Source organism: Prevotella histicola (assembly GCF_055385135.1).
In genome coordinates this window covers 596,205-610,057 of the sequence record NZ_AP043794.1, presented here as the reverse complement: position 1 = coordinate 610,057, position 13,853 = coordinate 596,205, and the positions used below count along the sequence as shown (strand labels likewise).

Here is a 13,853-nt window from a genome sequence, read left to right as displayed (position 1 = left end):
GCGTCTTTTACAAGCCTCTTTGTAACTGCTTGATAACCTAAAGGTTACAAAGTCGGTTTTTGGCGATTATCCTTCATTTCGGCAACAAGGGCGCTTCATATTCTGTAAGGTTATTTCATAACTTCCGTTTGATCACTGACGGACATAAAAAGAGGGGTAGACACATTCGTCTACCCCTTGTTTGTACTATGAAAAAGGTTCTCCCTTCCTTATTGAATAACGCCCCTTACCCTGTCATCAAATGCTGAAAGAGCCGCTTTCGCACCCTCGCCCATGGCGATGGTAATCTGCTTATAAGGGACCGTTGTCACGTCTCCAGCTGCATAAACACCACTGACGTTGGTGCGATTGGTGGCATCAATGATGATTTCCTTGCGTGGTGAGAGTTCCACCTGACCGTTGACAACATCACTGTTCGGCATCAACCCAATCTGAACAAAGATACCATCGAGCGTTATGTCACGCTCCTCCTCGGTCTTACGGTCCTTTACTCGGATACCCGTCAGGCGTGTTCCGTCACCGAGAAGTGCCGTTGTCTGTGTTGAAGTGAAGAGCTCCACATTCGGCAAACTTGCCATTTTCTGCTGCAGGACATCGTCAGCACGCAGCGAATCGGCAAACTCCAGCACCGTCACATGTCGGCATATTCCAGCCAGATCGATGGCAGCTTCGATACCCGAATTACCACCTCCGATGACCGCAATGTCCTTGTCTTTATAGAAAGGACCGTCACAATGCGGACAGAAATGTTCACCATGTCCGATGTATTTCTCCTCGTCTGGCAGTCCTAAACGTCGCCAGTTAGCACCCGTTGCCACGATGACTGCTGGTGCAAGGAAGGTTTCTCCGCCCCTTACTGACACCCTTTTCACTGCTTCCTGCAGGTTGACAGCCATCACTTTACGGTTGTCGAAGATGTCGATAGGATAGTCATTGAGATGCGTTCTGAGGTCGGCAGCCAGCTTCGTACCCGTTGTTTTCGGCACAGAAGTGACGTTTGCAATCTCCGTTGTGTCGTTGACCTGTCCGCCAATGCGCTCTGCAACGACTGCCACACGCAGTCCTTTGCGTGCCGAATAGATAGCTGCTGATGCACCAGCAGGTCCACCTCCGAGTACAACAACATCATAATTATGTTCTACACCACCTGCTTCAGCATCGTGATCCGTACCGAGTTTGTCCTCTAATTTCCCAAGAAGCATACCCAGATCGCCCCTTCCCGTGTGGAAAGGTTCACCATTCAGGAAGACAGAAGGTACACCCTGTATGTTCAATCGCGTCACTTCATCCTGCCAAAGTCCGCCATCAATCATCTCATGTGTGATGTTCGGATTAGCCAAAGCCATGACGTTCAGTGCCTGAACCACGTCAGGACAGTTCGTACAGGTCAGTGAAACGTAAGTCTGTAGACGTATCTCCTTGCCTCTCAATGCCTTTATCCGTGCCGTAATAGCACTGTCAGGGAGGTTCTTTCCCTTCCCATCAGCATTGAGAACAGCCAAGAGAAGTGACGTAAACTCATGTCCGTTCGGTATGCCACGGAAGCTGATTCCCGTCTGTTTTCCGTCATGTAAGATGCTGAAAGAGAAGTGATCGCCCTCGGCATAGGTAGCGTTTATCTTATCAGAGGTGGATGCTATGTCATCAATGAAGGCTGTAAACTCCTTTGATTGTGCGTCGGCACTGTTACGAATAACGCTGAGTGTTATATCAGAGGTGAGCGAACTGAAGACTTCCCTCACCTGGTTTAAGATGTTTGAATCCAACATAGGCTTGCTTATTTATGATGAGTGGAGAGTTGAACCACGTGTGATTCTTCCCTCCACCCTTACTAATAATGTTTTTATATTACGTTAGTTTAGTCAAAATGCTTAGATCTTTCCAACGAGATCGATGCTTGGTTTGAGGGTTGCACCACCCTGCTTCCACTTCGCAGGACAAACCTCGCCGTCGTGAGTAGCCACAAACTGCGCTGCTTCTATCTTACGAACGAGCTCGTCAGCATTACGTCCGATGCTGTTATCCTGCACCTCTGCAATCTTAATCAAGCCCTCTGGGTTAACGAGGAAGGTACCACGATAAGCCACACCTTCGTCCTCTTTGTACACTCCGAAGCCTCTACTCAATACGCCAGTAGGGTCAGCAAGCATCGTATACTTAATCTTTTTGATTGTATCAGATGCGTCATGCCATGCCTTATGTACGAAATGTGTGTCGGTACTAACTGAGAAAACCTCTACACCCATGCCCTTTAACTGCTCGTATTTGTCTGCAAGATCTTCCAATTCTGTAGGACAAACGAAGGTGAAGTCAGCTGGATAGAAGAAGAAAAGAGCCCATTTGCCCTCGATATCTTTGTTTGATACGGTTCTGAACTCGCCATTCTGAAAGGCCTGAACAGTAAACTCTGGTGCGTGTGCATTAATGATTGGTTCCATTATATTCTGTTTTTTAATTGTTGATGAATTATTTATTTGATGATGCAAAGGTACTATCTATATCTTTTCTCACCAACAGATAAAATCTATTAGCCAATAGAAAAAATCTATCAAGGTGGTCCTAAGCCTTATAAATCCTGGACTTTTCATGGTCATTCGAATGTTTTTATTTATCTTTGTAAGGACCTATTTATCCCAAAAGACGATGACACTACAACAATTAGAATATGTAATGGCAGTCTATCGACTGAAACATTTTGCCAAGGCAGCCGACTATTGCGACGTAACACAGCCCACTCTCAGCTCTATGATACAGAAGTTGGAGGACGAACTGGGCGTGAAGATCTTCGACAGGAAGCGCCAACCGATTCGCCCAACACCTGCTGGTATGACGGTGATAGAGGAAGCTTGGAAGGTAATCAACAGGGCAAAGAAGCTCAAACAGACGGTTGAAGAGGAACGACAGTCGCTCACGGGGACCTTCAATGTGGGTGTTCTGCCAACCATAGCACCGTATCTCATCCCGCGATTCTTCCCACAATTGATGAACGAACACCCCGAAATGGATATTCGTATCACGGAGATGAAGACGGAAGGGATGCTCAAAGCACTGCGAAGTGGGGGCATTGACGCTGGCATCCTGGCACAGGTAGAAGGGTTAGAGGAGCTGAATATCACCCCACTTTACCGTGAACAATTCATGGGATATGTGGCAGAAAACGACCCACTCTATAAGAAAGAATACATCAAACCGGCTGATCTCTCGGGCGAATTTCTATGGCTTTTGGATGAAGGACACTGCTTTCGCGACCAGTTAGTGAAGTTTTGTCAACTTAAATCGGCTGCCCGCAGCAAGCGAAGTTATAACCTTGGAAGCATCGAAACATTTATGCGTATCGTTGAACATGGCAAGGGTGTGACGTTCATTCCACAGCTTGCTGTATCCCAACTGTCCACGGAGCAGCATGCGTTGGTGCGTCCTTTTGCCCATCCAGTGCCCACACGTGACATCGTCTTTGCCACGTCCAAGAACTTCATCCGCCACACCCTGCTCAACAAACTGGCTGCCTGCATAAAGGATTCACTGCCCGAAGACGTGCAGAAAATAGAGGAATAAACGAGGGAAAAGGCTGAGAATAAAAGGAAAAAGAGAAGGTATAAAAAAGAAAGAGAGCCCATCAGAGGCTCTCTTTTTTAGTTTTCTATCGACTCAACCGTAGGTTTTTTGATTTCGGGTTTCGGCACTTTGACAGACGGAGTAGCGTCGGGACGGTCGCCAGGAACAGTCGGCACGATGATCGGTTCATCCGTTTCAGAAGATTGATCCTCCTCTTTCGGCTTCTTTTCCCCGGTAGATTCCGACTTACGTTCCTCCTTTACTTCTTCGTCTTTCACCTCTTCTTTCGTCAGAACAGGCGTCTTCGGACCATGGTCGATACCAATAACCTCACCCGACATGTCCACTTCATACTTCCGAGGAGGTGCCATCTGGCGCGTCTCCATGAGCACAGCAAGGGTTATTGCACCAACAAAAAGGATGATGGCACACGCTGCAACGGGTTTCTTATAGGTTGGTTTTTGCTTCATTATTCTTATTCAGTGATCTGCATACAGAAAGGTAATGGCATCTGAAGGGTCATGAAAGTGATGGTAGGCTGGTTGTCTTTGGTGCAGATGAGCGTACCTTTTGATGACTTGGCAGCCTTTCCCATGTCATATCCCATAGCCCTTACCTGTGCCTGAAGACCGGCAAAGGCTGTGCGATTAAAGACATAAACATAGACTGTCTTCCCACTATTATCAAGTTGAACCATACTGGAATTGCCCTTAGCGAAGGCAGTTGGCACGAAATCCTTCGTCAGATTCATGTTCTTAACCCAGTTATGATCCTTGCCATAGCTGTCTGTTGATATACCTTTATATATATAACCTTGTTTCTCCAGCACCTGTTGTCCGGTGTAGAGGGTCTTGGTTTGGAAAATCTTTATTGCGTCAGCAACCGATACTATGTCGCTTTGTGCGAAGGTTGTCATGCTGACGATGAGTGTCATGATAAGCAGTAGAATCTTCTTCATATTTCTTTTTTGTTTGTTATGTATCACGGTCTGTACAACGATTGTCCCTGCTGCAGGGAGCAATACACATAATAAGGTATGTTACAAAATTAAGAAAAAAGAATGAACGACTGCCGTTTGACTGCACTTTTTTTAAGGTTTTTTGGGATAATATGTATCTTTCAGTGTACTAGTAGGCGTCCTAGCCATCCTAGGAGCCCTAGTTCCAGCACCCTAATGGGCATCCTAGCTATCCTAGGCGCCCTAGTTTCAACGCCCTAGTGACCATCCTAGCCATCCTAGGCACCCTAGTTTCAACGCCCTAGTGACCATCCTAGTTATCCTAGGCATCCTAGTTTCAGCCTACAAAAGCCGAACCTGTGCAGGCTAAGAAATATCCTTACAGAAAACAAACCACGATTCGCTGCCATTAAAGGAAAAACCGTTTAAAACGCCATTCGTAACAAAAAGAGAATCAATGAGTTACAAACAGCAAAGTAAAAGACGCCCTTTTGCAATGCAAAAGGGCGTCTTTTACACCTCAAAAGGGCATCTTTTACATTGCAAAAGGGCACCTTTTAGAAAGCAAAAGGGCGTAGATTGAAAAACAAATGGGAAATAGTTTTACACTTATCTACATTCAATGGCTTTTCAATCCGCCCACTATAGGCTGAAGATGCTTAGTCGTTAAGCGTCTGTGCTGTTGTTATCTCCTCACCTTTCTTTCCTCTTTCGCAGCCTGCTTCACCTGCTCTCTCTGTTCAGAAAGATTATCAATGAGGTTGTCAAGTTGCGTTGAAAGAGCCTTAATATCCTCCATCTGCATGGCTTCAGTAAGTATTCTTTCGAGCATACAAGATGGAACATCCTTCGCTTTCTCCTGCAGTTCCTTGCCCTTTTCAGTAAGGTGGACATACGTTTCACGGCCATCAACCTTTCCTTTCTCGCGTTTTACGATCCCGAGTTTGTCCATACGCTGCACGAGAGGGGTGACGGTATTCGAGTCAAGGAACAGTTTGTGAGCCAGTTCCATCACCTTCATTCCGTCCTCTTCCCATAGCGCCATGAGGACAAGATACTGTGGATAAGTGATCCCGATGTTCTCAAGAATCGGGAAATAAGTCTGTGTTACAAGGCGACTCGCCGTGTAAAGTCTAAAACAAAGCTGGTTTTGAAGCTTTAGTTGGTCGTATACCATAATACAAATCTTTCTTGTGTCTTGTGCATAAACCGCCGGTTCCTATTCACATAGTTGCCGGGTTAATAAGTTAATAATTCTCACATCTGGTGCAAAGGTACAAAAATTTTCCAACTATCGCAGACGATACGCATACTTTTTTAACATTATATAAGCAAAAAAGGCCTTTTAAATGAAGTTTGATTAACGTAACGTAAAAAACTGGAAAACAAGCCTCTAAGACGTGGAAGGTAAAGGATAATTATATAAATTTGCACAATCGCAGTGACGAGATAGTCTCTCTGTAATGATATCATGTGAACATTAATAGTTTCAACGCAGAGCAGACAGTCGTTAAAAGTAACTGTGGTGGCCAAGGATTTAATATAGTTTTATTTACTTTTTATGATAACCTAAAATTACACAAGAATGAAAAAGAATCTTTTAAAGGCGGTCTTGCCAGTCTCATTGGCACTGTTTGCCGTCACATTCGGTTCATGTTCGCAGGACGGACAACTCACTGGAACCAAGGAAGACACAGGAGAAAGGGTACTTGACAACACCCGAGAGATTCAAAACTATCTGCGGACGCTACCATTAGCGCCAATGATGTCACGCGCATCGGACCCTGTTCCGTCCGATGATGGTACGACAGTTCCAGTTGACGAAGGTACTTCGAAGACTGAAGAAAAGGGCGTACTGAACGGCATTCCAGGTAGTTGGGTAAAGACAACACGTAGGTATAAGATGACGCAAGCGTTCGATGAAAGCTTCCTTTTCGACCCAACAAGCGACATTATCTACCCTGGTTGTGTGCTCAAAGGTGGTACTATCGCAAACGGTACCTATGCTATCATCACTTCACACGAGACAGGTGACGTGACTTTCTCAATCAATTTGAGCCCTGCAAACCCACAAGAAGCAAGGGAAACATCGGCTACTGTTCACAACATTCGTAAGAGTGAATACCAAGAAGTATGGAACAAGTGGGCGAACATGCAGTGGAAAGAGTCACCTATTACGACCATTGAGAGCGTTGAAAAGATCAACTCTCAGGAGGAACTTGCCACCAAACTGGGTGTCGCAGTGAACTCTCCTGTTGCCAATGGATCGCTGAACTTCGGGTTCAACTTTAACAAAAAGAAGAACCATATCCTTGCTCGTCTGATCCAGAAGTACTTCTCCGTGTCAACAGATGCACCTAAGAAAGGTAACATCTTTGAGTCAATCGACAAAGAAGCGCTGGACGGTTACCAGCCAGTTTACATCTCTAACATCAACTATGGACGTATCATCTACCTCTCAGTAGAGTCAGATGAGGACGAGAAAGTTGTGGATGAAGCTATCAATTTTGCGATGAATCAGATCAAAGGTGTCGACGTAAGCGTATCAGCCGACCAGTCTCTTCACTATCGCAAGGTACTTGCTAACTGTGATATCCGCATCACTGTACTCGGTGGAGGACAGACAATTCAGAAGGAAGTGCTCAAGGGTGACATCGATTCTTTCCAACGTTTCCTCAACGCAGACATACCAATGGAACAGATGTCTCCTATCAGTTTCTCACTACGTTACGCAGTTGACAACTCACAGGCACGTGTTGTAACAAGCAATGAGTTCACTGTTACACAGCGCGACTTCGTTCCTGAGTTCAAGAAAGTACGCATGCAGCTGCAGGTTCTTGGCTTCTCTGGTACAAACACAGGTCCATTCCCTAACCTTGACCGTGAGGCTGGACTGTGGGGAAGCATCAGTCTTTCTCTCAACGGACAGGACAATGAGCTGGTAAAGATCAGTCAAGCTAACCCGTTCTACTTCAGTTATCGTGAGAAAAAGGAGACCATGCACCCAATAGGCTTTGGTGGAATCGTTACCGTTGAGTTCGATAAAGACCCTAACGAGAGCCTTGAAGACTTTGTTGACCACCAGAAGATGACATTTGTTAGCGACCTACATTCAACAAGAAGTATTTACAATTACAACTTCGGACGTACTACCTTTACCCATACACTGGGTACTCTCTACACGAAATACAAGGGCGATGACCCAATATTCGTGCTGGAAAGCAACAACAAGAACGTCAAGATTCACACCTATGTGAAGGTGCTTGATATGAAATTTTTCAATAAATAATGTGATCCTTTTTAAGTGATTAAAACAAGGAGAGGCATATAACGACTTTGTCTCTCCGCCCCTCAGGACTGTGACAGACTCTCTTTTCTGTCGGAACAGACAGTCTTTTCGGGTAATGAAACAACCCCTAAGAGCCGCTCCCAGGCCCTTAGGGGTTTTTTATTTTAGATAAGAAACAGCCTCTCCCCGGCCCTCTCCGAAGGGAGAGGGAGAACAATTAGCGAGATACCCCGGTGTACTTGAGAGTGCATAACACGGCGTTTGAGAGTTTTGGGGGGCTGGTTCTGAGGTTAAAAAGTAAACGAGTTGACTGCTATAAACTACGAATTTACGAATTGAGAGATAGTTATTTGCATGCTTCAAACCACGAATTTACGAATTCATAGATAATGAATTGCAAGCTAAAAACTACGAATTTACGAATTACAGTTAGGTGAATTGCAAAATAAAAACCACGAATTTACGAATTACAGATAGGTTATTTGCCTGCTATAAACCACGAATTTACGAATTAAGAGATAGGCGGTCTGTGTGTGGTAAAGCATATTTTTGACCTCTAAACATTTGACCTTTGAGAATTAACCCATGAACTTTTAGCTTTAAATCTTCCTCCTTCCATCTCCCCAACCCCCAGCATTTTGTATCCCGTCAGGCACATCCCCTCCCCCTGGAGGGGCTTGGGGAGGCCGCGTTTCGGGGGTTATTTTTGTAAATTTCTTTCCCTTTCCTTTTCCCATCTACGCCCTTTTGCGTTCTAAAAGATGCCCTTTTGCAATGTAAAAGGGCATCTTTTGATGTGTAAAAGGGCATGTTTTGCAATGCAAAAGGGCACCTTTTACAAGCCTGTTTGTAACTAACTGATAATCCAAAGGTTACAAAGGCGATTTTTAACGATAATGAGTTGATTTGCGAACAATAGTGATGTGTAATTTGTAAGGGTATTTCATACAGTCTGAAACACACCCGAAGCAGCCTCTCCCCGACCCTCTCCGAAAGGAGAGGGAGGACAATTAGCGAGATTCCCCATTGTATTTGAGAGGACATAAAACGGTGTTTGAGCGTTTTTGGGGGCTGGTTCTGAAGAAGAAAAATAGACAAGTTACATGCTCTAAACTACGAATTTACAAATTGAGAGATAGGTTAGTTGTATGCTATAGAACAAGAATTTACGAATTAACAAATAGGTGAATTGCAAGCGATAACTACGAATTTACGAATTCATAGATAATGAATTGCATGCTATAAACTGCGAATTTACGAATTGAGAAGTAGATGAATTGCGGGCAATAGCATAAAAGATCACGAGTTAACAAGTAGATGATTTGTGTGTTTTAAGATATTGATTTGAACTCTTAACAATGGATTTTAGGATTTAAAAGTCAAGCGAATTGCGCTTTAATATTTAGAGGAGTTAAAGTACTTATAGTCATTAAAAACCATTCGTGGGAAACCCTTTCGGATTTCCAACAACGCTTTTGACGTAACGGTTTTTATGCCATTTAGAACTCTAACTCCTCCAACTATTCTGACTTTTCATCGGGAATACGTACCCCGTCAGGCACATCCCCTCCTCTGGAAGGGCTTAGTGAGGCTGTTAATAGACTAACAACCCCACCCTTTTTCAGTACATCCTCTCCTTCTAAAGGGGCTTGATGAGGTCACTCTCGAGGCTTAGTGAGCCTCCATATCCCACCGTATCCTCTCACATCCCCTCCTTCGGAGGGGCTTGGGGAGGCCGCCTCTTCCCTTACTCTTCACGCTCCCATTCATCCCAATCACTTACCTGATCTTCCTCAAATGGGTTGGGTTTACTTTCCGCATGGTCACCCTGGTCGGACGCTTCAATCATGATTGATTCTATATTTACATGATGAATGGTAGCCAAAGGCTGTATATATATTTTCTTCATTGCTATCTTTTTATTTTACGGTTATCTTCTTTCCATTTACGATGTATATGCCTGTCGGCACGTGGAAGGCACGTGTCTCACCAGCTTTCACTGTGGTTCTTGCCACCATCTGTCCCGTCAGACTGTGTATTCTCACCTCCGTATCCTTCTTACTCTTGGTGATGATGGTGTTATCAGTTGTGGTAACAGCCAGCGTCACATCGTTGTTCAGTTCGTCAATACCCGTTGGTGTCTTGTCATCTGTGGTGTCATCGAAGGCTATTTCCATTGCTGTGAACGCCTTAGCTGCCGCTGCTGGCGACCCGTTAAACTTATAAACGGCACGGAAAGGCCACTGATAGAGCACGTCTTTGCGCAGGTTTCGAAGGGCAACAAACTTATTATATGAGAAGTAGAACACGTCCTGATTCGTTGCTTTGTTCATCCTTACACCCGAATAAGTGTGGTAACTTGTGAGGTTTGCTGCCGCCCCGTCGAGTGTGTTCTGTACCGTTTCGCCCGCTATGAGCTGGTTTTTCGAGTTTGTTTTCTCAATGAAAGCTCCCTTCTGACGTACTGTGAAGAGCACCTGCGGAGTGGCATTTGTACGAGGAAGGCGCACCATGTAATCCGTGTTTGCAGCTGCATCAGCCGTTAGTTTACTGAACTGTGCCGTGGCATGATAGTCCGTTCCCTGCATGGATGGCGTACTGGTGTAAGTCAGTCCGTTGTCTTTCATCTTTCCAACGGTGAACTCATAGAAGCCGCCGAGGTCGTCTTTATGCTCGCCATTGGCATCCACTGTCAGTGCGAAAGGTAGTACAATAGATGCATAAGTATCGGTACCATAACCCTGATAAGTCACCTGTCGTGCGTATGTAGCATACTTATCTGCAGTGAGCTGGATGCTGAATGGCGCAAAGAAAGGATTCTTATCAATGAGCTGGAAGTCGACAGGTGAGGTGAAATCCGTTGTACTTCCTTCCTTCATAACAGCCACATTGTGTGTCGTTGCCTGTGCTGCTGAACGGTAAGGGAGGTATATGATAGCGTTCTTAGCCAGTGGATTACGGAACGTGTTCATGCTCATTATGCCCGTTGAAGCATCATTCGTGCTACCCACAACACTGAAGAGTTCGGAGTTGTCAACGTACAATATCTGGTCGAATGACGCTGGAGCATTGGTTCCACCGAGTGCCGTTGTCATGGCATCTTTTATCTGTGAGAGTGTCAGATAGCCATAGGAAGCGTTGCCTTCTGTGTCAAATCCGGCATCAGTGGTTGTGATCTTCGCCCCATACATTGCCTCTTCGTTGTCCTGATCAGCAGCCGTCTTGTAGTAATTGGTCTTGTCATAGATCTTCGTCCACTCCACTTTCGGTGTGTAATTGCCCGTTGTCAGCTCGATATTCGTGGTGTAATAGGCATAAGCATCGTGCTGTTCCTTCTTCGTTGGAGCAATGTTGTATCGCGTTTCGTCCTTTGTGAAGAGGTAAAGAGTCTTCGTTTCGCCTATCTGTACCACAGCGTTTGCAGCGTTGAAGTTACCCCCTTGTGCTGTATAAGCAGCTGCACTGAACGGCGTTTCAGTAAGGTAAAGCGTCGAAAGGGTGTTCCTGTTACGGTCGAGCTCCGCCGAATTATTGAACAAGAAAGCCTTATTACCAGCCACATTCACGTCTATTTTGTCGAGATAAGAGTGGTTCGGGTCATATCCACTACCGTAAAGATCGTTGCCATTGACGGGTGTATACTTCGAACCTACAAAGCTATAACGCACCTTTCCATCACGAGGATCACAGTTAAGGTAGGTCTCATCGGCAAAGAGTGACTTCAGATTGCGGAAGGAGAAAGTACCTTGTGAAGGCGTTGAGAAGCCCAGTGGCACTTTATAAACAAAGAGATCGCCACCCATTTTGAAGTCTGTTGCATTCGTAAACGTACGTGTCATCTCCTCACCTTGCGCTCCTGTGCACACGATATCAGCCGTACTGACATACGGATTCAATGGTTCCATCTTCACATCTACGTTCACTAACGCCATACCGGTGGTGTTTTCAATTGCAAACTTCACTGCATCGTTGTTCAAACCATCAATGCTGACAGTGCCATTGCTGTTGGTTGCCGACACGTTTTCAGTCCTTTCAACCGTCGTTCCGGTCTTATCGTATATCTTCAAGGTGAAGTTCTGCGGTGTGAAAGACGACCCTGCAGCCTCTCGTTTGGGGTATTCACCACGTGAATAATAGGAAAGTACGGTCTGTGCAGCGGGATAAGCTGTTCCAGGAACATACGTTAGATAGTATCTTGAACCATAGTTGAGGTTGTAAAGTCTACCTTCTGTATCGAAGAACCAGTTCATACTGGCAGCTGAAATGTTTGTTGTCGTCGTGATGGAGTAGTCGTTTGACGCTGTGCGTGACCCTACTGTGAGATAGGTTTTCGTCCCACCTGTACCCTGCATGTAGATACGTCCCAAGGCATCTTGCTCCCAACTGGAGGCTAAAGAGGTCCATTGCAGGTACCTGTTAAGGTATGCATTCACCCCTTTTTTCTTGATTCTGAAGCCCCGTTGACCACCAGATTGACTCGTACCATACGTATATTTAAAGGTTGCACCAGTGATACGATAGCCCACAGGGACGGTGTTTGTTGTCCCGTCAGCGTATGTATTCACAATCTTTGTAGGTGCTTCTATGTAGTAAACACCGCTCTTCAAAGCATTCCAGTTGGTGCTTCCCGACTGTAAAGCAGAGATGTATTGATTGCTTCCTGTCGTCTTTTTCCATGTTCCGTTCTCAACGGCTGACTCGTGAAAGAGCTTCACCGTGGCTTCCATCTGCTTGATATTGCTTGGCATATAAGCCAGGAACTTCTTGCCATTCTTCTCTATTCGTTTGATTTCTCCTACATCAATCTTACGTGTTTCGAAGCCATTCTCCACGAGATTGGTCAACTCTTCCGACACGTTTGACGGTGAAATAGACACTGGGAACTCCACATCCGGAGCGATATCAACCTCGAATGACTCGTATTCAAAGCCTGCGAGCGTGTTGGAAGTGCTGTGATCACCAATGAAAGTGAAGTAAATCACGTTGCCAAGGTTATCCGTTGTACCGTTACCACGCGTCAGTTCGTAGGTCTTTGTCTTACCGTCACCAGTGTGATAGATTCTGATTGGCGTACCAATCCAGTGCATATTGGAATTGCCTTTGCGTGCATTCTCCGTCGCAACGTCCGATTGTGGAATCTCACCGAAGTACCAATCCGACGTCTGTCGCCATGTTAGCTTCTGTGAACCATCGGAGTATTGGAAGGATTTGTTCAAGATTTCGTAGTCAGCCTGCCCATAGCTACCTTTCAGATTGTTCTTGATGCGGATGGTGTACTTCGTGATGCGGTATCCTTTTGGCACTGCCAGAGCAGCGAAAGAGTTAAAGATACCCGTGATGTGTACCACTCTGTCATCGTCAATACTGGTGGTGTTGTGGTCGTAGAAACGAATGTTTCCCGTGTGATTACGCATCAATCCGTCGGCAGAAAACACTGGTTGGTCGGTTGTTGTGTACGTAAGTGGGGCTTGATTGTGGATAAAAAGCGATCCATACCCACCTTCCGAACCAGCCTCAAGTGCACTCTCTGAGCGCGTCGAGATGATGTTTCCTGATTTAGGACTAATGGTTACTTTTACAGCCTTACTGCCAGTTTGTGCAAAGGAGTTGATACATCCCATGACCAGCAAGAATGTAAGGGCATACAACTTGCAATGGTGCAAGCCTAAAAATGTCCTTTTTGGTTTCATTTTTTAATCTTCGTTTAAATGTTATTTATAAAAAAAGTAAATGTGTTATTAGTCAAGAAGCAAGTTATTCGGTTGCAAAATTATGAATAAAATTGCGTATTATATGTACCAACACAGTGTTATTAATGTTGTTTAACATATTCGTTTAAACCATGAACATTCCTTTCTCACAGCGTTTTACGCCCTCTTTTTGAGTTTCAGAAGCACACTATCACGATTTAATGTTAAATCTTTTTTTATTCATTTATGCATAAATCTGTGTGCCACAGCACTAGTTGCGCCATTGTTAATAAGATTAAATTACTTTTTATCTATGTGATTTTTTGTTTCAATTGACAAACAATCGCCTCCCCAACCGTAC

General features: G+C 45.0%; 9 protein-coding genes. 2 read left to right on the top strand and 7 right to left on the bottom strand.

The features are described from left to right. Positions 1-209: 209 nt before the first annotated feature. Together ahpF and ahpC are read right to left on the bottom strand one after the other, a co-directional pair. The gene (gene ahpF / locus ACZ48L_RS11130) at positions 210-1,769 is read right to left on the bottom strand and encodes an alkyl hydroperoxide reductase subunit F (RefSeq protein ID WP_464722050.1); all 1,560 of its coding nucleotides are present in this window, start codon (positions 1,767-1,769) and stop codon (positions 210-212) included. Between the two features lie 102 nt (positions 1,770-1,871). Next, positions 1,872-2,438, bottom strand: a complete 567-nt coding sequence (ahpC, locus tag ACZ48L_RS11125; RefSeq protein WP_008823748.1) for an alkyl hydroperoxide reductase subunit C — start codon at positions 2,436-2,438, stop codon at positions 1,872-1,874. Positions 2,439-2,643: 205 nt separating this feature from the next. On the opposite strand from ahpC, the gene ACZ48L_RS11120 reads away from it, so the two are divergent. Beyond that, on the top strand, positions 2,644-3,555 hold the full coding sequence (locus ACZ48L_RS11120; protein ID WP_025792551.1) for a hydrogen peroxide-inducible genes activator: 912 nt from the start codon (positions 2,644-2,646) through the stop codon (positions 3,553-3,555). Positions 3,556-3,632: 77 nt separating this feature from the next. Here ACZ48L_RS11120 and ACZ48L_RS11115 read toward each other — a convergent pair whose 3' ends face one another. The 3 genes from ACZ48L_RS11115 to ACZ48L_RS11105 form a co-directional block, all read right to left on the bottom strand. Further along, positions 3,633-4,025: a hypothetical protein gene (locus tag ACZ48L_RS11115; protein ID WP_008823750.1), complete on the bottom strand. Its 393-nt coding sequence runs from the start codon at positions 4,023-4,025 to the stop codon at positions 3,633-3,635. Positions 4,026-4,030: 5 nt separating this feature from the next. After that, a complete protein-coding gene (locus tag ACZ48L_RS11110; RefSeq protein ID WP_025792552.1) occupies positions 4,031-4,513 on the bottom strand; it encodes a hypothetical protein in 483 nt (160 codons plus the stop codon). Between the two features lie 685 nt (positions 4,514-5,198). Next, on the bottom strand, positions 5,199-5,690 hold the full coding sequence (locus ACZ48L_RS11105; RefSeq protein WP_025792555.1) for a MarR family winged helix-turn-helix transcriptional regulator: 492 nt from the start codon (positions 5,688-5,690) through the stop codon (positions 5,199-5,201). Positions 5,691-6,098: 408 nt separating this feature from the next. On the opposite strand from ACZ48L_RS11105, the gene ACZ48L_RS11100 reads away from it, so the two are divergent. Then, positions 6,099-7,802: a thiol-activated cytolysin family protein gene (locus ACZ48L_RS11100; protein WP_025792557.1), complete on the top strand. Its 1,704-nt coding sequence runs from the start codon at positions 6,099-6,101 to the stop codon at positions 7,800-7,802. 1,747 nt (positions 7,803-9,549) lie between these two features. On the opposite strand, the gene ACZ48L_RS11095 is transcribed toward ACZ48L_RS11100, so the two are convergent. Both ACZ48L_RS11095 and ACZ48L_RS11090 read right to left on the bottom strand, forming a co-directional pair. Next, a complete protein-coding gene (locus ACZ48L_RS11095) occupies positions 9,550-9,711 on the bottom strand; it encodes a hypothetical protein (protein ID WP_008823754.1) in 162 nt (53 codons plus the stop codon). 10 nt (positions 9,712-9,721) lie between these two features. Next, on the bottom strand, positions 9,722-13,492 hold the full coding sequence (locus ACZ48L_RS11090; protein ID WP_025792559.1) for a T9SS type A sorting domain-containing protein: 3,771 nt from the start codon (positions 13,490-13,492) through the stop codon (positions 9,722-9,724). Positions 13,493-13,853 lie beyond the last annotated feature (361 nt).